The 19,475-nt window shown below is 73.3% G+C and carries 16 protein-coding genes; 5 read left to right on the top strand and 11 right to left on the bottom strand.

Annotated elements, in window-relative coordinates:
• The first annotated feature begins 8 nt into the window (after nt 1-8).
• Together HNQ09_RS13255 and leuS are read left to right on the top strand one after the other, a co-directional pair.
• The gene (locus HNQ09_RS13255; protein WP_184030175.1) at nt 9-476 is read left to right on the top strand and encodes a GNAT family N-acetyltransferase; all 468 of its coding nucleotides are present in this window, start codon (nt 9-11) and stop codon (nt 474-476) included.
• A gap of 161 nt (nt 477-637) precedes the next feature.
• Nucleotides 638-3,103 (top strand): leucine--tRNA ligase, encoded by a 2,466-nt coding sequence (gene leuS, locus HNQ09_RS13250; protein WP_184030172.1) that lies wholly within the window; start codon nt 638-640, stop codon nt 3,101-3,103.
• Between the two features lie 70 nt (nt 3,104-3,173).
• Here the strand turns inward: leuS and HNQ09_RS13245 are convergent, their stop codons facing one another.
• From HNQ09_RS13245 to HNQ09_RS13230, 4 genes are all read right to left on the bottom strand, one after another.
• Nucleotides 3,174-3,419, bottom strand: coding sequence for a hypothetical protein (locus tag HNQ09_RS13245; RefSeq protein ID WP_184030169.1), 246 nt, complete (start codon nt 3,417-3,419; stop codon nt 3,174-3,176).
• A gap of 147 nt (nt 3,420-3,566) precedes the next feature.
• Nucleotides 3,567-3,734: a hypothetical protein gene (locus HNQ09_RS13240; RefSeq protein ID WP_184030166.1), complete on the bottom strand. Its 168-nt coding sequence runs from the start codon at nt 3,732-3,734 to the stop codon at nt 3,567-3,569.
• A 94-nt stretch (nt 3,735-3,828) separates the two neighbouring features.
• On the bottom strand, nt 3,829-4,803 hold the full coding sequence (locus HNQ09_RS13235; protein ID WP_184030163.1) for an alpha/beta fold hydrolase: 975 nt from the start codon (nt 4,801-4,803) through the stop codon (nt 3,829-3,831).
• A 67-nt stretch (nt 4,804-4,870) separates the two neighbouring features.
• Complete coding sequence (locus HNQ09_RS13230; RefSeq protein WP_184030160.1) at nt 4,871-5,290, bottom strand: hypothetical protein; 420 nt, start codon at nt 5,288-5,290, stop codon at nt 4,871-4,873.
• A gap of 66 nt (nt 5,291-5,356) precedes the next feature.
• Between HNQ09_RS13230 and HNQ09_RS13225 the strand changes: the two genes are divergently transcribed.
• A complete protein-coding gene (locus HNQ09_RS13225) occupies nt 5,357-6,607 on the top strand; it encodes a lipid-A-disaccharide synthase-related protein (RefSeq protein WP_184030157.1) in 1,251 nt (416 codons plus the stop codon).
• Nucleotides 6,608-6,715: 108 nt separating this feature from the next.
• Here the strand turns inward: HNQ09_RS13225 and HNQ09_RS13220 are convergent, their stop codons facing one another.
• The gene (locus HNQ09_RS13220; protein WP_184030154.1) at nt 6,716-7,459 is read right to left on the bottom strand and encodes a polysaccharide deacetylase family protein; all 744 of its coding nucleotides are present in this window, start codon (nt 7,457-7,459) and stop codon (nt 6,716-6,718) included.
• A 51-nt stretch (nt 7,460-7,510) separates the two neighbouring features.
• The gene (locus HNQ09_RS13215; RefSeq protein ID WP_184030151.1) at nt 7,511-8,773 is read right to left on the bottom strand and encodes an MFS transporter; all 1,263 of its coding nucleotides are present in this window, start codon (nt 8,771-8,773) and stop codon (nt 7,511-7,513) included.
• Nucleotides 8,774-8,850: 77 nt separating this feature from the next.
• Between HNQ09_RS13215 and HNQ09_RS13210 the strand changes: the two genes are divergently transcribed.
• Nucleotides 8,851-9,525: a glycosyltransferase gene (locus HNQ09_RS13210; RefSeq protein ID WP_184030148.1), complete on the top strand. Its 675-nt coding sequence runs from the start codon at nt 8,851-8,853 to the stop codon at nt 9,523-9,525.
• Here the strand turns inward: HNQ09_RS13210 and HNQ09_RS13205 are convergent.
• The gene (locus tag HNQ09_RS13205) at nt 9,491-10,687 is read right to left on the bottom strand and encodes a glycosyltransferase (RefSeq protein ID WP_184030145.1); all 1,197 of its coding nucleotides are present in this window, start codon (nt 10,685-10,687) and stop codon (nt 9,491-9,493) included. The genes HNQ09_RS13210 and HNQ09_RS13205 overlap by 35 nt on opposite strands.
• 172 nt (nt 10,688-10,859) lie before the next feature.
• On the opposite strand from HNQ09_RS13205, the gene HNQ09_RS13200 reads away from it, so the two are divergent.
• Entirely contained in the window at nt 10,860-11,924 is a 1,065-nt protein-coding gene (locus HNQ09_RS13200; RefSeq protein WP_184030142.1) for a YkoP family protein, read from the top strand.
• Nucleotides 11,925-12,034: 110 nt separating this feature from the next.
• Here HNQ09_RS13200 and HNQ09_RS13195 read toward each other — a convergent pair whose 3' ends face one another.
• From HNQ09_RS13195 to HNQ09_RS13180, 4 genes are all read right to left on the bottom strand, one after another.
• Nucleotides 12,035-13,036 (bottom strand): hypothetical protein, encoded by a 1,002-nt coding sequence (locus HNQ09_RS13195; RefSeq protein ID WP_343057806.1) that lies wholly within the window; start codon nt 13,034-13,036, stop codon nt 12,035-12,037.
• Nucleotides 13,037-13,092: 56 nt separating this feature from the next.
• Nucleotides 13,093-16,020, bottom strand: a complete 2,928-nt coding sequence (locus HNQ09_RS13190) for a GAF domain-containing sensor histidine kinase (RefSeq protein ID WP_184030139.1) — start codon at nt 16,018-16,020, stop codon at nt 13,093-13,095.
• Between the two features lie 485 nt (nt 16,021-16,505).
• On the bottom strand, nt 16,506-17,192 hold the full coding sequence (locus tag HNQ09_RS13185; RefSeq protein WP_184030136.1) for a response regulator: 687 nt from the start codon (nt 17,190-17,192) through the stop codon (nt 16,506-16,508).
• 84 nt (nt 17,193-17,276) lie between these two features.
• Nucleotides 17,277-19,169 (bottom strand): ABC transporter substrate-binding protein, encoded by a 1,893-nt coding sequence (locus HNQ09_RS13180; RefSeq protein WP_184030133.1) that lies wholly within the window; start codon nt 19,167-19,169, stop codon nt 17,277-17,279.
• Between the last annotated feature and the right edge of the window lie 306 nt (nt 19,170-19,475).

The following is a 19,475-nucleotide window of genomic DNA, read 5'->3' as shown; positions in this document are numbered from 1 at the left end:
CTGGCCGCGTGAATACCGTTCGCCCGTTCACGTCCACAGACCGCGAAGCCTGCCTGGCCCTCTTCGACTCGAACGTGCCCGGGTTCTTCGCGCCGCATGAGCGCGCAGAGTTCGAGACCTGGCTGGGTCAGCCTTTCGACTCCGGCGAGTTCGGCGAATACTTCGTGCTGGAAGATACCGGAAGGGTCGTGGCCTGCGGCGGCGTGTGGCTGGACCTGGCGCGGCCAGAACGTTCTGCGGGCCTGAGCTGGGGCATGGTCGCGCGGGAGGCGCACCGCCGGGGCTACGGGTCAAAGCTGCTGGCCTTCCGGCTGGAGCGGCTGCGGGAGCTGGGGGCGCGGGAGGCCCATCTGGACACCACCCCGCAAAGCGCGTCCTTCTTCGCCCGCTTCGGCTTCCGCGAGGTGGGGCGGGTGCCAGGCGGGTACGGGCCGGGCCTGGACCGGGTGGACATGGTGGCGGAGCTGGGCGGCTGATGGACCCTCCCTTTCTCTCGCCGCGCCAGTCCTTTACACTGTCTTCCATGATCCGCTCTGCGCTTGCCACCCGGGGACGACTCGCCTAGCCCAACGGCTTCCGCGTGCCCGTCCCCGGCTGTTGCAGGCCGGGGCGATTTTTTGCTTTCAAGGAGCCTTCCATGACCAGAATCGAGATTCAGGAACCGCGCGCCGAGCGCTACAACCCGCACGCCATCGAGCCGAAGTGGCAGGAGGCCTGGGAGCAAGACGGGCTGTACACCTTCCGCGAGGACCCGGCCAAAACCAAGCACTACGCCCTGACGATGTTTCCGTACCCCAGTGGCAACCTGCACATCGGCCACTGGTACGCCAACGTGGCGCCCGACGCCCGCGCCCGCTGGATGCGGATGCGCGGGTACAACGTCTTTTTTCCGATGGGCTTCGACGCTTTCGGGCTGCCCGCCGAGAACGCGGCGATCAAGCACGGCCTGAACCCGGCGACCTGGACCTATTCGAACATCGAGCACATGACCGGACAGTTCCGGCGCATGGGCACCATGATCGACTGGAGCCGCCGCTTTGCCACCTGTGACCCCGAGTACTACCGCTGGAACCAGTGGTTTTTCACCGAGTTCTTCCGGCGCGGCCTGGCCTACAAAAAAGGCGGGCTGGTGAACTGGTGCCCCAAAGACCAGACTGTGCTGGCCAACGAGCAGGTCGTGGACGGCGCCTGCGAGCGCTGCGGCACCCCGGTCGAGCGCCGCAACCTGAGCCAGTGGTACCTGAAAATCACCGACTACGCCGACGAACTGCTGGATTTCTCGGGAACCGACATGCCCGAGCGCGTGCGGCTGATGCAGACCAACTGGATCGGCAAGTCGGTGGGCGCGGAGGTCACCTTCCCCACCCCCGCCGGACCCGAGACCGTCTTTACCACCCGCCCCGACACCCTGCTGGGCGCGACCTTCCTGGTGCTGGCGCCCGAGCATGCCAAGGTGGAGGCGCTGACCACCCCCGAGCAGGCGGAGGCCGTGCGCGCCTATGTCGAGGCGGCGGGCCGCAAGACGGACGTGGAGCGCCAGCAGGACGTGGGCGAGAAGACGGGCGTCTTTACCGGCAGCTACGCCACCCACCCCGTCAGCGGCCAGCCGCTGCCCATCTGGGTCGCGGACTACGTGCTGGTGACCTACGGGACGGGGTCGATCATGGCCGTGCCCGCCCACGACGAGCGCGACTTCCAGTTTGCGCGCAAGTTCGGGCTGCCCATCAAGGAGGTGATCCGGCCTGAGGGTGGGGAAGCGATGGACCCGAGTGGCGCCGAGACGAGCTACGCGGGCGAGGGATTGATCGTGAACTCGGGCGAGTTCGACGGCCTGCCCGGCGGCAAGGCGAGCATCGCCCACGTGGTCGAGCGGCTGGAAGCGCGGGGGGTGGCGCAGGCCAAGACCACCTACCGCCTGCGCGACTGGCTGGTCAGCCGTCAGCGTTACTGGGGCACGCCCATTCCCATCGTGTACTGCGCCGAGCACGGGGCGCAGCCCGTTCCGGCCGAGCAGTTGCCCGTCCGCCTGCCCGAGAACGTGGAGTTCACGCCCACCGGGCAAAGTCCGCTGAAGCTGGACAGGGAATGGACGCATGCGACCTGCCCGGTCTGCGGCGGCCCCGCCGAGCGCGACACCGACACCATGGACACCTTCGTCGATTCGAGCTGGTACATGTACCGCTACCTGTCGCCGCACGACGGCGCGAGGCCCTTCGACCCGGCGCACGCGAACCTGCTGCCGGTGGACCTGTACACGGGCGGGATCGAGCACGCGATCTTGCACCTGCTGTATTCGCGCTTCTGGACCAAGGCGATGCGCGACCTGGGCCTGACCACCCAGCGGGAGCCGTTCCGCTGGCTGCGCAACCAGGGCATCATCCTGGGACCCGATGGCGAGAAGATGAGCAAATCGCGCGGCAACGTGGTCGATCCCGACGATCTGGTGCGCGAATACGGGGTGGACACCGTGCGGGCGTACCTGATGTTCATCGCCCCCTGGGAGGTCGGCGGCCCCTGGGACCCCAGCGGCATCAACGGCCCCGCGAAGTGGCTGGGGCGCGTCTGGGCGCTGTATTTCGACGCCCAGGTGCCCGGACCACAGGAGAAGGTCACCGAAGCGGAGCTGCGCTACGCGGTCCACTCGGCGCTGCACAAGGTGACGGGCGACTTCGAGCGCCTGAGCTTCAACACCATCATCGCCGCCCTGATGGAACTGACAAATACGCTGGTCAAGGCCAAGCGCTCCCCGGCCTTCGGCACCCCGGCCTGGCAGGAGGCGCTGGACATCTTTAACCGGATGCTGGCCCCGGTCGTGCCCCACATCGCGGAAGAAATCTGGACCCAGCGCGGAGGCCAGGAAAGCGTCCACGTCCAGTCCTGGCCCCAGGTGGACGAGGCCGCCGCTACCCGCGACACGGTGACGGTCGGCGTGCAGGTCAGCGGCAAGGTGCGCGGGCAGGTCGAGATCTCCAAGACCGCCAGCCAGGCCGAGGCGATGGCCGCCGCCCGCGCCCACCCCGACGTGGCCCGCTTCGTGGAGGGCAAGGAGACGGTGAAGGAGATCTACGTGCCGGGGCGGATCATCAATATCGTGGTGAAGTAACCTGCGCCAGAGCCGCGCCCCACCCGTGCCGGTCTGGCGGGGTGGGGCGCGGCCCGCTGTGGGGGAAAGCTCAGCGTTTGCCGCTGCCCGGCTCGATGTCGGGAATGTCGGGCGTGGCGCTGGCCGTGCCCTCCACGTGGTCTTGCACATACGCGTCCGAAAGCTGGGCGCCGGATTCCTGGCGGGCGCCGCGACCGGGGGTCGCGTTCAGCTCGGCGGCTTCCTGATCGCTCAGGCCGCTGCCGGTGTCCGGCTGGATGTCGCCGGTCGCGTCCTGCTTGTCGCCGCTGGCGTCGTTGCGTTCGTCACGGGTCATGGGGTACCTCCGGGAAAAGGAAGCGGGCGAGAGCGCGGCCGGGTGCCGCAGCGCTGCAAGGCAGCATACGTCCCGGCGGGGTGGCCACTCCCCCGACGTGACGCCTTGCTCAAGGCGCAAGGGCGGCCCCCCCGACCCCCGCAGCCTTCAGGAGGAGCGGACCGGCCCGGAGACGCCCGGGAGCGGGAGTGGGGCCGAGGGCGCCGCAGCGGTGGCAGGCGCTCCGGGGCGCCCGGCGGCGTCCGTTCCGGCCAGGGCCTCGCGCAGCAGGCGCAGCTGTTCGGCGTTGGCGCGGGCGTGGGCGTCGTCGGTCATGGGGAGCATGGTGCCACGGCCGGGCGCCGGGCGCTGCCGCATTTGCCTCATCCCCGGGCAGGGAGGCAGGAGCGGCTTTCGGGCCTGGTGCCCCTCAGCGGTTCGCGGCCCAGAAGGCGTCCAGCGCCGCCCTGACCTCCGCGAGCTTCTCGAAGTGCGGCAGGCCGTCGGTGCCCTCGATCCGGACGGCGCTCACGCCCGGCTGCGCGGTGAAGAGGGGCAGGCGGTCGAAGCTCACGAAGGCGTCGCGGTCGTACAGCACCGCGGCGGGTACCCGCAGCTTGCTGTAGAGGTCGCCGTAAGCGTCAGGGGTGAATAGCCCCCCGCTGATGAAGTACAGCGGAGCGTACTTGGCGCCGGGCTGGCGGGAGGTCTCCAGCGCGTACTCGACCAGGCCCGGGTCCACCGGCCCCCGGAAGGAGCGGCTCAGGAAGTACTCGATGCTGGGCCGGGTCCGCAGCGCGGCGTACAGGGGCGTCCCCACCGCGCTGAGGGTGCGGTAGAGCCGCGTGCCGCCGTCCGCGGCGTTCGCCTGCTGGGTTCCGTTGCGGGGCTGCCCCAGGCCGCTGGGGCTGAGCAGCGCCAGGGTGCGGATGCGGGGGTCGGCGAGCGCCGCCCGCGCCGCGAACTCGCCCCCCAGGCTGAGGCCCACCACGTCCACCTCCTGCCCGAGTTCGGCCAGCAGGGCACTCAGGGCCTGCGCCATCAACTCGGGCGTGTAGCGGATGTCCGGGCGGTCGCTGCTGCCGAAGCCGGGCCACTCCAGCGCGTAGACGGGGCGGGTGCCCGCGTAGGCGTCCCACAGCGGCTTCATCTCGTAGGCGCTGGCGGCGGCGTTGACCGAATGGGTCAGCAGCAGCGGGCGCCCCGTGCCGCCGGGCGCGGCGTAGTAGGCCACCCGGCCAAACCCCGGCAGGGTCAGGAAGCGCCGCTCGCCGCTGAGGGCCGGGCGCAGGCTGGATGCGGAGGTGGTCGCCGTCTCTGTCCCCGCCGTCTGCGCAAGCGCGGCGGCCCCCAGCGAGAGCGCGGCGAGGGCGAGCAAGCCCCGGGCGGTCCGGTTGATCTTCATGGGGGCATGGTCCTGGCCCGCCCTGGACAGGAATGTAGCTGGGTTCACGTTCAGGCTGTGGGGAAGTTCAGTTCAGCGCGGTTCCCGGACGGGGGGCCTCGCCCGCGTAGGCGGCGGCCACGTCGCGCAGCAGGCGGCGGGCCAGGGCGATCAGGGCGTCCTCGCCGGTCTCGTCCAGACGAAAGGTGCCGCCCTGGGCGTACTCGCCCACAAAGGCGCCGTCTTCCCAGCGCACCCGCACCAGGACCTCGCACAGCCCCAAGCGCACCCAGGCGGCGTGCCAGCCGCCCGGCGGCGGGGGGCGCAGGCGCAGGCCGGGATCGGGAATAAAGTCGAGGGTGACGTTGTTGAGGGGCAGGCCCGGGCCGCTGGCGGTCCGCAGGGCGTGGTACAGCGCGTTCAGCAGCGCCTCGCAGGCACGCTGCTCGGCCTGCCGCGCGCCCGCGTGGCGGCGGATCACGGCTTGCAGCGCGTCGAAATCGCTCACGGTCTATTCGTACCATGCCCCGCGCGCTTCCCACGCAAAGGGTCCGGCCCCGTTATCCTGCCCCGCGTGACCCCTGCCGCTGTCCCCCGGCCCGCCCTGCTGCTGTCGAACGGCGTGGCCGAGGACCTGATCGGCGCGCAGCTGCTGGCGCACCTGCTGGCAGGGGGCGGCGCGGCGCGGGCGCGGGTGCTGCCGCTGGTGGGGGCGGGGCGGGCCTACGCGGGGCTGGCGGGCGCGGCGCGGGTGGGCCGGGCGCTGGAGCTGCCCAGCGGCGGCTTTCCCTTCGGGAGTCTGGCGAACCTGGGCTCGGACCTGCGGGCCGGCCTGATCGGCGCGTCGCTGGGGCAGTGGCGCCTGGCCGCAGAGGCCGCGCGGGGAACGGGCGCGGTCGTGGTGGTGGGCGACGCCTACGCCCTGATGGTGGGCACGCTGGCCGCGCGCGCTGCGGCTGCGCCGCTGGTCCACGTCCAGCCGCTGCTGAGCGCGCACTACGCCGAGGGGCTGGGGCTGCGCGGGGCGCTGGGCGAACTCAACGCGCTGGGCGCCAACTACCCGCTGCCCTACGAGTTGCGGCTGGCGCGGCGGGCGCGGGCGGTGTTCGTGCGCGACGCGGCGACCGAGCGGTATTACGCCGCGCGGGGGGTGCGGGCGCGCTGGGCGGGGGGCTTCGCGCCCGACGTGCTGCCCGCCCCCGAACACGACCTGAGGGGGCTGACGGGCGGCAGGCAGGTCCTGGCCCTGTTGCCCGGCACCCGCGAGGACCACCGCGAGAGCCTGGGCCTGATGCTGCGCGCCGCCGCCCGGCTGCCGGAGGTGCAGGCGCTGGTCGCCTGGCCGCACGGGTGGGAGGCCGCCACGCTCCCGCCGGGCTGGACGCTGCGGGTGCAGGATGCGGAGACGGCCTGGGCGCAGGGCGAGGGCGCCCGGGTCGGGCTGCTGCGCGGCGCCTTCGGGGCGGTCGCGCGGGCGGCCGACGTGGCGGTGGGCACGGCGGGCACCGCCAACGAGCAGCTCGCCGGGCTGGGCGTGCCCGTCGTGGCCTTTCCCACGCGCGGCCCGCAGTTCACGCCCGGTTTCGCCCGGCGGCAGGGGCGGCTCTTGGGAGAGGCGCTCAGCGTGGTCACCCCCGACCCGGCCGCGGTCGCCGCCGAGGTGCAGGCGCTGCTGCCCGCCGGGCCGAGGCGGGCGCGCGCGGCGCTGGCGGGCCTGACCCGTATCGGCCCGGGGGGCGCCCTTCCGGTGATCGCGGCCGAGGTGCGGGCACTGCTGGAAGTGGAAGCGGCGGCCCCGCACGCGGCCCCGTATGGCCCGCCCTGACCGCGGCCACGCCGGGCGAGGGCCGGGCCGGAGAGGGGCGCGTCGAGACCCCCGCACGGCCTGGCCCGCCCCGGGTTCGGCCACGTGTGGAGTCCTGGGCACCCCCGATCAGCGTCCGTAGCTCGCGCGCAGGCGCCGCAGCCCCTCCCGCAGACCGATGGGACGCGGCGGCAGCTCGGCCAGGCGGACCGGCGTCAGGCCGCGCTCGCGCAACCCGGCGAGCACCCGGTCGAGCAGCTCGGGCGTCACGGCCGGGCCGTCGTGCAGCAGGACCACGCTGCCGGGGCGGACCTGGGCCAGCACCCCGGCGGCGAGGTCGGCGGCCGGGGCGGCAGTCCAGTCGCGGCCCTCCACGTCCCACAGCGCGACCTGACGCCGGGCCAGCCGGGCCAGCAGGCGGGTCAGCGGGCTGTGGCCCCCGTAGGGCGGGCGGTAGAGGTGCGGACCCGGCTCAGCGGCGCGCGGGTGCCAGCGGACCTGCGCCCACTCGCGCCAGGGGGAAAGGCGCAGGGCGTGGAGGTGCCAGCGGCCGTGCGCCTCGACCGCGTGCCCGGCCTCGCGGATCGCCCGCACCCCCTCCGGCCAGCGCGCAGCGGCGGGCGCCGTCACGAAAAAGGTGGCGCGGGCGCCGCGCCGCGCCAGCACGGCCAGCAGCTCGGGCGTGCGCTCGCCCGGCCCGTCGTCGAAGGTCAGCGCCACGCGCGGCACGCGGCGGTCTCCCGGCCCCAGCGCCCCCCACCCGGCCGCCCGGCCCCACAGGTCGGCCAGCAGCGCCGCGCCCCCGGCGGCGAGCAGGGCGCCCCCCAGCCACCGCCAGCGGCGAGGAGGCGTGGTGGACGGCCCGCGCCCCATTCCCGCTCTTCCCTGCCAAGCGCCTTTCCCGGCTTCTGGACGCACGCTGCCTCAGGCGGGGCGGGCATCCGCAGCGCGGGCGAAGGCGCGGCGAAAGACGACGTAGCCGGTGGCGGTCAGCAGCGCCAGCGCGGCGCCCGTCAGAAAGGGGCCGGGCACCCCCAGCTGGCGGTAGGCCAGCGCGCCCACCAGCGGCCCCAGGGCGGTCCCGGCGTTCTCGACGGTCATCAGGACGCCCCAGGCGGCGGGGCGCTCGGCGGCGGGCAGGGTGCCGGTCACCAGCGCGGCCCAGCCGGGCATCACAAAGGCGTAGCCCAGCCCGGCGAGGGCGGCCAGCGCGTACAGCGCCGCGACGGGGGGTGTGGTGGCGAGCAGGCCCAGCGCCGCCCCGATCAGGGTGAACCCCAGTGTGACCGAGAGACGGGCGTGGCCGCCGTCCGCGATGCGGCCCGTCAGCGGAAAGCTTCCCAGCGCCGCCGCCCCACCCACCGCCAGCACCCCGACCATGCCCCAGTAGCCCAGCCCCAGCTCAGGAAAGAGCGTGAACAGCAGTGGCCCCAGCAGCGTCAGGGTAAGGGTCTGCATAAAGGCGCCCGGCAGCAGCGGGGCGAGCGGCCGCCACACCGCCCGCACCCGCGTGGCGGGCCGGGCGGGTGCGGCGGCGCGGCCGTCCACAGCCCCCCCCAGCCGCCCGGGCGCCCCCAGCGCCGCGAGGAGTGCCGCCGCCTGCACCCCCAACACCAGCAGCGGCACGGTCAGGCCCCCGCCCCCGGCCAGCGCGCCCAGCACCAGCACGCCCGCCCCGATCAGGGGCATGACGCCCACGCTCAGCAGGGTCAGGGCGCGGCCCTGGTGCCCGGGCCGGGCCGCCTCGGCGGTCAGGTTCATGGCGGCGGGCCACATCACCGAGAAGCCGACGCCGTGCAGCGCGGCCATCAGAAGCAGGGTGGCGGGGTGGTGCGCCAGCGGCAGCAGCGCGAGGGCGCCCAGGCTCAGCGCCGCGCCCGCCAGCAGCGGGAGCCGCACCCCGCGCCGGGCGATCAGGGCGCCCGCCGGGCCGCGCATCAGGGTGTCGGCCAGAAAATGCACCGTCAGCGCGGCGGCGGCGGCAGCGACCGCCTCGGCCTTGGGCAGCCCCAGCAGCCCCGCGCTCGCCTGCGGCAGGTACGCCGCGTACAGGCCGCTGCGGACAAACTCGGCGCAGGCCAGCGCCGCCCCGGTCGCCGCCACGCCGCCCCGCGTGCCGGGGCGCAGCGGCAGCGGGGGACGCCGGGACCACCCGCGCGCACGCCAGCCGCTCAGGCGCCCCCTCATCCGGCGCCTGGCCTGCGAGCAGGCCCCGGCGGCCTCACCGCGCGCTCCGGGGCGGGGCGGGCTGCTAGCCTGGGCCGGTGCCGGAGTTCACCGTCGTCATTCCCGCGCGCAACGAGGCGAGCTACCTGCCGCTGACCCTGCGTGCCCTCGCAAGCCAGAGTCTGGCCCCCCACGAGGTGATCGTGGTCGATCACGCCAGCCGCGACGGCACGGGCGAGGTGGCGCGGGCCTGGGGGGCGCGGGTGGTGGACTGTGCGGGAGGCGGCATCGCCCGGGCGCGGCAGGCCGGGCTGGGCGCGGCGCGCACCACCTGGGTCGCCACCACCGACGCGGACTCGCTGCCCGCCCCCGACTGGCTGGCGCGGCTGGCCCACGCGGCCGCCCGGCCCGGTCAGGTGGCCCTCTACGGCCCGATGCGCTTTTGCGGCGTCTCGCGCCCGCTGCGCCTGGCTTCCGAGCTGGGCTACGGCGCCTTCTTGCACGCCTGCGAACTCGCCGGGCGGCCCAACCTGGCCGGGGCCAACATGGCCTTTTCGCGTCAGGCCGCGCTGCTGGCGGGCGGCTACCCCGAGGTCGAGGCCTACGAGGACGTGCTGATGGGACAGGCGCTGGCCGAGCTGGGCACCGTGAGCTACGTGCCGGGCGCCCTGGTCGAGACGAGCGCGCGGCGCCTGGCGGGCGGCTGGTTGCCCTTCTTGTGGCGGCACGCCCTGAACCTCAGCGGTCATAGGCGGGGGTATTTCGCGGAGTGACCCGGCCGCTGCCCACCTCGCCGGGCAGGGCCAGCTCGCGCGGCAGGCCCAGCACGCCCGCGTAGACCTCCAGCACCCGCTCGGCCACGCTGCCCGGCGTGCAGGCGGACCCGAAGACCCGCGCCCCGCGCGAGAGCCGGGTCCACAGCCGGGCGTCGGCCAGAATCTCGGCGGCGTGGCGGGTCAGGGCCGCCCCCGCCCGGTCGCCGGGCGCCACCAGAAAGCCGCTGCGCCCCGGCGCCACCCCGTCGAGGGTCCCGCGCGCCCCCACGGCGACCACCGGCACGCCCATCAGCTGCGCCTCTTGCAGCACCAGCCCCTGCGTCTCGGTGTCGCTGGCAAAGAGAAACAGCTCGGCCAGGCGGTAGTAGGCCCCGATCTCGGTCCAGGGCTGCACCCCCAGGAAGCTCACGCGCCCGGCGACGCCCAGGCGCTGCGCGTGCGCCTCCAGGTGCCCGCGCTCGGGGCCTTCGCCCAGCACGACCAGGTGCGCGTCGGGCAGGCCCGCCAGGGCGTCCAGCACAAGATCGAAGCGCTTCTCGCGCGCCAGGCGGCCCACCGTGAGCAGGCGGCGGCTTCCCTCCGGCCAGGGGGAGGTGATGGGCGGCGCCGAGCGCAGCACCGACGGCTCGATGCCGGTGGGAATCACGACCGCATTCGGCACCCCCATCTCGCGGGTCACGTCGAGCATCGCGGCGGTGGGCGTGATCACGGCGTCGGCGCGGCGGTAGTAGTGGCCCATGACGCGGGTCACGACCCGGGTGCGCCGTTGCAGCCCCGGCAGCCCCGGCACGTAGTGGGTGTAGGCCTCGATATGGGTGTGGTAGGTGGCGACGTGCGGCACCCGCCACTTGCGCGCCAGCCGCGCGCCGGCCAGCCCCAGCGTCAGCGGCGTGTGGGTGTGGACCAGGTCGTACTGGCGCTCGAAGTCCTTGCGGGTCGGCCACGCCAGGCGGTAGGTGGGCAAAAAGAGGTAACGCACGCTGGGCGCCCGGCGCACGTCGGGGCGGGTGTCGTGCAGCTCCGGGAAAGCGGGCGCCACCACCTCCACGTCGTGCCCGCGCGCCCGCAGCTCGTCGCTGAGCAGCGACACGCTGGTCACGATCCCGTTCTGGTCCGGCAGGAACGTGTCGGTAAACAGCCCGATGCGCAGGGGCCTCACGCGGCCCGCCTTCCGCCTGCGGCCGCCACGCCGCGCCGCCAAGAGGGTACCTGGATAAAGGAAAGCTGAAGCATCGCTAGACAGGAGCATACGACGGCCGAGATGAGAGGCGCGCCAGGGCCAGGGGGGGGCCTCCCCGGCCAGCGGGCGGCCGCTGCTTTACAGTCGGTGAATGGCCGCCGCACCTCCACCCATACCCTCCGTCTGGCTCCTCCTGCTGCGCGCGGGGGCCTTCGGGGCGCTGTGGGGGGGCGATCCCGGCGTTCCGGCCCTGGGGCTGACGGTGCCGCTGCGGACAGCCCCCGAGCTGCGCGCGGCGCTCGCGGCGCTGGAGGCCCGGGGCGTGCGGGCCACCTTGCTACTGCCTCCCGCCCTGGCCCGCCTCGACCCCGGCGGCCTGCGCGCCGCCACCCGCGCCGGGCACGAGGTCGCCGGGTGGGGAGAGCCGGGAGAGCTGCCCTTGCTGGAGGCGGTGGCCGGGCAGCCCGTGACCGTCTGGACGCTGGAGACGCCGGGGCCGGGCGGTGGACTGAGCCGCCCCCACCTCGCCCGGCTGGCGGCCTGGGGGGTGCGTCCGCTGCCGCTGCCCTCGCCCACGCCGGAACCCGGCGCGGTCGTGCGGGTGCCGGGCGCCCAACTGGGCGAGTGGTTGCCCCGCGTGGCGGCCCTGGGGTACCGCCCGGGGCCGGTGCGCGAGCTGCCGGGGTTGCGCGTGGCCGGGCCGCGCGACCTGGCGCTGCACCTCTACCGCCGCGCGGTGGACGACCGCTTTGCCCGCGCGCACGGGGTCGTCCCGCTCACCGAACGCGCCGACGCCGTGATGCGGGTGGCGGCCCGGCCTCTCCCGGGCGGCCTGGAACCGCAGGGCCTGCGCCTGACTCCCGGCACCCCCGCCGCCGAGCTGCACCTGCACTCCCCGCGTCTGGTCGGCCTGACCCGCCGCAGCGCCCTGACTGCCTACCGCGCCTATCAGCGCTCGCTGCGCGACGTGGCCCGGGCACTGCGCGAGCGGCCCGAGCTGCGCGGCGCGCGGGTGGTGTTCGCGGTCACGCTCTTTCACGGACCACTGGAAAAGAGCGGCTTTACCCTGGTGCCTCTGCCCCCCCTCACCGCGCGGATGTACGGCCTGGGCTTCCGGCTGATGCGCGCGGTGTACGGCACCGCGCAGGCTCCCTCAGAAACCGAACCGAAACTCGCCTGGATGGAGCGGGAGGCGTTTCTGGCGCGGCACGGGTAAGCGGGAAGCCGCAACGCGGGGCCAACCCAAGCCACAACACAGCTCCAGCGGTCACCGGAAGCCCGGACAACCGCTGGAGCTGAGAGAAAAGGCTCAGGCTGGAGGAAGCCTCAACGCTCGACCGTGAAGGTCCAGGTCAGCGCCGTGCCCGCCGCGCCGCCCCCGAACATCTTGGCAAAGGGCGTGACGACGATGCGGCGCTCGCCGGGCGCGAAGACACTGCGGTCACAGGCGTAGTAGTTGCCCTTCTTGCCCTGGCGGTCGCGGCCGTCCACGCACAGGGCGAAGGGGGCCTCGTTTTCCAGGGTGGTCTTGCCGCCCCCGAGGTCGAAGCGCACGCTGCCCACCCCGCCCGACACGTTGGCGCGCACGTTCAGGTGGCGCGGCAGGGCCGAGAGCCGCAGCCGGGCGCCCGCCGGGATGGGGTCGAAGCCGGGCACCGGGCGGTCGGTGTCGGCGTCGATCAGCGTCAGGCTGTTCACGGCGATCGCCGGAGCCTGCTGCGCCGAACGAACGACCGTGAAGTTCACCAGCACGCCTGCCCCCGCCGCGCCGCCCCCACCCGCCGCGGCGTGGGCCGTGGCCGTGATCTGGTGCGCGCCGGGCGTGAAGACGCTGGCCGGGCACGCCGGGTAGTCCCCGCCCTGATCGGCACACAGGGCGTAGGGCGCGCTGTTCTCCACCCGGAAGCTGCTCTGGCGGTCGAGGCCAAAACGCACGCTGCCCACCTGCCCGGCCGTGTTCGCCCGCAGGTTGAGATTTCGCGGCAGCCGCGAGAGGTCGAGGGTCGCGGCGGGCGCGATGGGGTCGTAGCCGGGGACCGGGCGGTTGGTGTCCGCGTCGATCAGGGTCAGGCTGACCACGGCAGGTCCGGCCGGATTGACCACGATGCTCTGGGTCTGCACCTGCGCGGCGGCCAGGGAGCTGGAGAGGCCGAGCGCCAGCAGCGCGAGGGCCGGACGGGCGAGCGGAGACAAAAACGAACTGGGCATGGTGGACTCCTTGAAGGCGGCAGGAAAGGAAGCGGGAGGCCCCAGCCGGGGAGCGGTCCCGGCGGCACGGTCTCCGACGGTGTAGCGGCCCGCCATGACGCCTGCCTGACGGCGCTCCACATGCGCCTCTCCTTTTTGACCCGCAGGGGGCTGACCGCCTTACGGATTTTCCCAGCTCACCCCGGCAGCGTGAAGGTCAGGGTGGTGCCCCGGCCCGGCTCGCTCTCCACGTCGAGGAGGCCCCCGGCCAGGGCCACGCGCTCGCGCAGGCCGATGAGGCCCAGGTGGCCGCCCTGGGCGCGGGCCAGCGCCTGCCCCGGCGTGAAGCCCTGGCCGTCGTCGGTGACGGCCACCCGCACGCCGCCGGGGCCGTAGGCCACCCGGATGGCCGCGCTGTGCGCCCCGGCGTGCTTGTCCACGTTGGTCAGCGCTTCTTGCACCAGCCGGAACACGGTGAGTTCAAGGGCGGGGGTCAGGCGGCGCTCGGGACCGCTGACCTCCAGCCGGGTGTCGGTGTGGGCCTGTCCGGCGAGCCATTCCAGCGCCGGAAGCAGCCCGAGGTCGTCGAGCACGCTGGGGCGCAGGTTGCGGGCAAAGCGGCGCACGCTCTCGATGGCCTGTTGCAAGTCGGCCAGGATGTCGTCCACACGGCCCTTGTGGTCGCCGTCCAGCTCGCGGGCGAGCCGCGCGACCCGGCGGCTGGTGGCGATCAACACCTGCGCGGTGTCGTCGTGCAGCTCGCGGCTGATGCGCCGCCGCTCTTCCTCCTGCGCCTGGGTAAAGAGGGCGAGGTAACTGCGCAGCTCGCTCTGGCGGCTGGTCGCGGCCTCCAGTGCCCGGCCCCGGCGCTGAATCTCGGCGGCCAGCGTCTGGAGTTCCGAGAGGTCGCGGGCGACAGTCAGGACACTGTGGGCCGCCGTGCCGTCCGGCCCCCCACCCGAGGCCCGCACCGCGCTGAGGCGCACCTCCAGCCGGTAGGGGCCGACCTCGATCTCGGCGCGGCCCCCGGCGGGGTGGGCAAAGGCGGCGTCCCAGGCGGCGTGCAGCGCCGGGCGGGTGGCGGGCGTGGCGAGGTCCAGCAGCGGCGCCCCCACCAGCGGCCCGCTGTGCGGCTCCAGCAGCCGGGTGGCGGCGGGGTTGGCGTAGGTCACCGTGCCGCCGGGGTCGGCGCTGAGAATCAGGTCGTGGGCGCCCTCGGCCAGTTGGCGGTAGCGCGCCTCCTCGCGGGCCAGGGCCGAGAGCAGGCGCTCGCGCGTCAGGGTCAGCGCCATCTGGTCGGCCACGCTGCGCGCGAGCTGAAGCGCCCGGTCGCCCGGCGCCTCGGTACCGGGGTCGTCGGCGTACAGGAAGCCCAGCAGGTCGCCCGCCCCGCCTGCGCCCGGATCGCCGCGCAGGGGCACGATCAGGGCGCTGCCCGCCACCGGCAGGGCGTGGCGCCGGGTCAGCGGCCTCGGCCCGCGCCCGAGCTGGGCCATCAGCGAGGCGAGTTCGGCGGGACCCGGCGGATGCAGATTGAAGGTGGCGCAGCGGGTGACCTCCCGGCCTGCCTCCCCGCTCGCCGCGTCCCCGGTCAGCGCGATCAACCCGCGCCCGGCGTTCAGCGCCAGGGTCGCCAGCCGCGCGGCCTCCGAGAGCGCCCGGTCGCTCTGGTCCTCAGCGAGCAGCCGCCCGACCCCCAGCAGCACGGCGGCCTCGCGCTCGCGGCGCAGCTCTTCTTCGTAGAGCCGGGCGTTCTCGATGGCGAGGCTGGCCTGGGCTGCGAACACCTCCGCCAGCGCGAGGTCGTCGGCGTCGAGGGGCAGCGGGGCCTGCCAGTAGAGGGTCAGCACCCCGAAGACCCCCGCGCGGGTCCCCAGCGGCAGCCCGATCACGCCCCGGTAGGGATACTGGCCCTGGGCGAGCAACTGGCGGGTGTAGCGGCTGCTGCCCCCCAGGTGCTGGTCGGTGAGGTCGCGGGCGACCACCATCTCGCGGCGCTGGGCGGCCCGCCCGGTCACCCCGGGGCCGACCTTGGCGCGCACCCGCAACACGTACTCGCTGGACAACCCCAGGGCGCTGCGGATGGTGAGGGTGCGGCCATCGGGTTGCAGCTCGTAGACGCCCGCCGCGTCGGCGCCGAACAGCGCGGTGGCCCGCTCCAGCAGCCGCGAGAGGGTGTCGCGCAGGTGCAGGCTGCTCGCCAGCGCCGCGCCCGCCTCGCGCAGCGCCTCGGCGGCCTCGCGCTTGCGGGTCTCGATGCCGTACAGCCGGGCATTGTCGATGGCGAGGCTGGCCTGCTCGGCCAGCGCCAGCACCAGCCAGGTGTCGTCCTCGCCCGCCCGCGCCCCCGGCGAGCGGCTGTCCACGTACAGCACGCCCAGGGGCCGCCCCCGCGCGCTCAGCGGCGCGATCAAGGCCACCTCGGGGTCAAGTTCGGCCAGCCCCTGCGCCAGCGGCGTGCCCGCGTCGCGCCCCCGCTCGTAGAGAATCACCTCGCCGCGCTCCATCAGCCGCCCGAACGACACCGGCCCCACGTCGATCCCCCCCGTGAAGGCCGAGTCGAAGCCGTGGGTAAAGACCTCGCCCGTCCGGGCACCCTGCGCTCCGACCTCGCTGAACAGCCCCACGAACGCCCGCCCGAAGCCCAGCGCCAGCGCCGCACTCTCGGCGGTCGCGGTCAGCACCTCGGCCAGGTCGAGGCTGCCCCCCAGCCGCCGCACCAGCTGCTCGACCGTCTCGGCCACCCGGCCCCGCCCCCGCCGCACCTCGCGCGCCTGCACGCCCTCCAGCGCCAGCGTCAGCAGCGGCGCCAGGCCCGAGAGCCGCTCGACGCCCTCCGGGTCGGCCCCGACGAACTCCAGCACCCCCGCGCCAAAAGGCAGGCACACCAGCATCCCCTCCTCCAGCACCCCGCCCGCCGCCAGCGACCGCGCCGCCAGCGTGCCGTCGCTCAGCCCCAGCCCCCGCCCCTCTTCCCCCACCACCGCCAGCGACCCACCCACCACCGCCCACACCTGCACCCCGTGCGCCCGCACCGACTGGCACGCGAAAGACGCCAATGCCGCCCCGAACGCCCGCACGGTCGGCGCGGCGCTCAGCTCGGGGGGAAAGGGAGGCAGGGTCATGGGGAGGAAAGGGAAACTGGGCCGATGTTAGAGCGTTTGTGGAGCTGGGAGGGAGGCGGCAAGCGTCGGGTCGCCGCAATAGAGAGGCTGACCCTTCCCATTGGCCCTGTGACGCCCGGCCCGCTCATCCCCTCGGCTCCGCAGCTCTGCGAATCAAGAGGGAAAAACAACAACGCCGTGGCCTGAGCTTTCCCAGAAACGGGCACAGCGGACGCCGCACAGGTGAGGGCGAGTAGAGGCCGCACCGCCTTGCCCACGCCTCAATCGCAAAGCGAGACGGTGGCCACGATGGGGCCGCACCGAGATCAAACATTCCAGCTGAATACGACGCCCACCAGCGCCGCCCATCTGTCCTTGCCGAGCGCAGCGCCTTGCTCCCCTGCCTGCCCCCTCTGGGGGGACTCGCAGAGCTGCTTGCAGAGGGGCTGGGGGTGGGGGCAAACCGCCATCAAGACCCCCTGCCCCACCACGGCCACTCTGCCCCCTCACAGCAGCTTCGGATCGATCCACCCCCGCTTGATCCCGTACAGCACCGCTTCCGTGCGGCTCCCCACCCCCAGCTTGGAAAAGATGTTGGCGAGGTGAACCTGCACCGTCCGCGGACTGATGTCCAGGTCGCGCGCGATCTCCTTGTTGGTGCGCCCGGTAGCGGCGATCCGCAAGACCTCCAGTTCACGCGGGCTGAGGGCGTCCTCGGGCGGGCTGGGCGTCTGCTGGGTGCTGAAGCGCTCCAGCACCTTGCGCGCGACCGCAGGATGCAGCGCGCTCTCTCCGGCCGCCACTGCCCGCACCGCGCCCAGCAGGTCATCTTCCGAGGTGTTTTTCAGCAGGTAGCCCGCTGCCCCCGCCTCCAGCAGCGCGAAGACGTAGGCGTCGTCGTCGTAGCTGGTCAGTACCAGCACGCCCACGCCGGGCAAGAAGGCCTTGATCGCCCGGGTCGCCTCGATGCCGTTCATGCCGGGCATCGACACGTCCATCAGGATCACGTCGGGAGTGAGCTGCCGGGCCTTGGCCACCGCGTCCTCGCCGCTGTCGGCCTCGCCGATCACGTGCAGGTCCGGCTCACCCTCTAGCAGCTCGCGGGTGCCCTTGCGGACCACCGGATGGTCGTCGACCAGCAGCAGCGTGATGGGCCGCGCGGCGGCATCGGGGCGGGGGTCGGCGTCGTGCATGGGGGCAGGATACCCGCCCCGGCGCCCCAAAAAAGCCGCCTCCCCTGTGGAAGGCGGCTCTGCGCGACCAGAAGGCGGGCAGGCTCAGTTCTTGCTGAGGTCCTTCCAGAGCGTGCCGGTGATGAACGAGGTCATCGGGTTGAAGGTGTCCTCGCTGATGCCCTGGAGGCTGTCGCGGTAGGCGACGATGCCGGGGTTGCTGGGCATCAGGATGTAGTAGGCCTGGTCGCGGGCGCGCTCGGCGATCTGGGTGTACAGCTCGTTGCGGCGCTCGCTGTCGGTGGTCGTGCGGGCTTCTTGCACCCAGCCGTCGATCTGCTCGTCTTCGAAGTTGGTGCGGGAGTGATAGTAGCCGTCACTGGAGTAGAAGGTGTGCACGAAGTTGTCGGGGTCGGCGTAGTCGGGCGCCCAGCCGGTGTTGATCATGATCTCGCGGCCCGCGTTGCCGTCCTCGAGAATCTGGCTCCACTGCTTGGCCTCGATATTGACCCGGAACTTGGGGTTCAGCGACTCGATGTTGCGCTTGAGCAGCTCCATCGCGGTCTGCTGGGGAATGCTGCCCGCGCGGTAGCTGGCGTTCACCGTGAAGCCGTTTTCCCACACTTGGCCGCCCCAGGCCCGCTGGAAGGCCTCGCGGGCCGCGTCGAGGTCGAACTTGGGCGCCTCCACCGCCTCGTTGTAGCCGGGGAAGGTCTCGGGCAGCAGGAAGTTGCGCGGCTCGCCCTTGCCGTCTTGCACTTCCTCGATGTAGGTCGCCACGTCAAAGGCCGACATGAAGCCCCGGCGCACGTCCACGTCGCTGAAGAAGTTGGCGGGAATGCCCTGGCCGTCGAGCTTGCCGCTGCCCAGGCGCCCCTCGCCCTTGATGGCCTGGTTCATGGTGAACCCGAAGGCGGTGGTGTCGGGCAGGTTGTCGAGAATCGCCACGCCGGGCTTGCCCCGCAGCTGCTCTTCGATGATGGGGCGCCCGCCCGTCTCGATGATGTCGGCGTCGCCGCGCAAGAACGCCTGCTGGCGGGCAGCCTGCTCGGGCACCAGCTGGAGCAGCACGTTTTCGATGTTGGCCTTGTCGCCCCAGTAGTCCGCAAAGGCTCCGGCACGCAGGTTGTTGGCGTCCCGGCTGACGAAGCGGTAGGCCCCGGTGCCGCTGGGGTTTTGCGACAGCGGGCTGTCGGTCAGGTCCTTGCCCACGGCCTCGCGCCAGGTCGCCTCGGTGCCGTCCCACTCGCCGATTTCCTTGGCGTGGGCGCTGTCCACCACACTCTGACCGGCGTAGGCCAGCTTGGAGAGAAACGCCGGGTCGGCCTGAGGCAGCGTGAACACCAGCGTCTCGCCGTCGCAGCGCACGGCGCTGCTGATCTTGTCCCAGGTGACCGAGTCGTCGTCGTTGGCGTTGGCCCCGGTGCCCAGCAGGCTCTCGGAGAGGAACCAGTTGCCGCTGTCACTGGTGTTCGTCACCAGGTTGCGGCGGAAGGTGTACTCGGCGTCGGCGCACTTGAACGCGTTGCCGGTGTGAAACTGCACGCCGTCGCGCAGGGTGAAGCGGTACTCGGTGCCCTCATTGGCGACGTTCCACTCGGTCGCCAGCAGCGGCCGGAGTTCGGTCAGGCTGTTGCCCTGGTAGGTCACCAGCGTCTCGTAAAGGTTTTCCACGACGGCGCCCGAGGCCGTGTCGTAGGAGGTGCCGGGGTCGAGCGTCGGGATGTCGGCGCTGCTCTGGTACACTAGCACCGAGCCGGCCGCAGGGCCGCTTCCCGCCGCCCCGGTCCCCTCGGCGCTGCCGGTGCCCCCAGCGGTGCCACCCCCAGCGGTGCCAGTGCCCCCGGCCGTTCCGGTGCCCTCGGTCGTGGCCGTGGTGCCGGAAGAGGTGTCGGTGTTCGTCTCGGCGCGGTCGTCACAGGCCGCCAGGGTCAGGGCCAGGGTGGTCAGGGCCAGCAGGCCCAGCGGGCGGCGGGGGCGGACATTGAGAATCGTCATGGTGACTCCTTGAGCGGTTGAACTGCTGCTTGGTGGTGCGCAGGCAAAAAGAACCCGGTGGAGTGGCGGAGGCGGCCCGGCACACCCCTGGCTGGGCGTCGCCGGAAGGTGACCCGCAGGAGCGGTCTGCGCCAGCGGGCGCCGCGGCCACCGCTCCACGCTGAGCCGCGACACGATAGCAGGCTAGAGTCGGCGGATGAGGGTTCTGCATACAAGACGATGAGGTCTATACACCATGTGCGGAGGCGTCTGCCGTGACGGCGGTGAAAAAGAGCAGCCGGGGCGGCGAGTGCTGCATCGCCAGGG

This window comes from Deinococcus budaensis, assembly GCF_014201885.1.
GTDB lineage: Bacteria > Deinococcota > Deinococci > Deinococcales > Deinococcaceae > Deinococcus > Deinococcus budaensis.
This window is presented reverse-complemented; position numbering and strand designations above follow the sequence as displayed.

Coding starts and splice junctions, on each gene's coding strand:
- HNQ09_RS13220 (WP_184030154.1), bottom strand. CDS start 7,459: ATGGGGCGCGGGCCGTCCACCACGCCTCCTCGCCGCTGGCGGTGGCTG.
- leuS (WP_184030172.1), top strand. CDS start 638: ATGACCAGAATCGAGATTCAGGAACCGCGCGCCGAGCGCTACAACCCG.
- HNQ09_RS13215 (WP_184030151.1), bottom strand. CDS start 8,773: ATGAGGGGGCGCCTGAGCGGCTGGCGTGCGCGCGGGTGGTCCCGGCGT.
- HNQ09_RS13185 (WP_184030136.1), bottom strand. CDS start 17,192: ATGCACGACGCCGACCCCCGCCCCGATGCCGCCGCGCGGCCCATCACG.
- HNQ09_RS13190 (WP_184030139.1), bottom strand. CDS start 16,020: ATGACCCTGCCTCCCTTTCCCCCCGAGCTGAGCGCCGCGCCGACCGTG.
- HNQ09_RS13200 (WP_184030142.1), top strand. CDS start 10,860: ATGGCCGCCGCACCTCCACCCATACCCTCCGTCTGGCTCCTCCTGCTG.
- HNQ09_RS13245 (WP_184030169.1), bottom strand. CDS start 3,419: ATGACCCGTGACGAACGCAACGACGCCAGCGGCGACAAGCAGGACGCG.
- HNQ09_RS13240 (WP_184030166.1), bottom strand. CDS start 3,734: ATGACCGACGACGCCCACGCCCGCGCCAACGCCGAACAGCTGCGCCTG.
- HNQ09_RS13180 (WP_184030133.1), bottom strand. CDS start 19,169: ATGACGATTCTCAATGTCCGCCCCCGCCGCCCGCTGGGCCTGCTGGCC.
- HNQ09_RS13235 (WP_184030163.1), bottom strand. CDS start 4,803: ATGAAGATCAACCGGACCGCCCGGGGCTTGCTCGCCCTCGCCGCGCTC.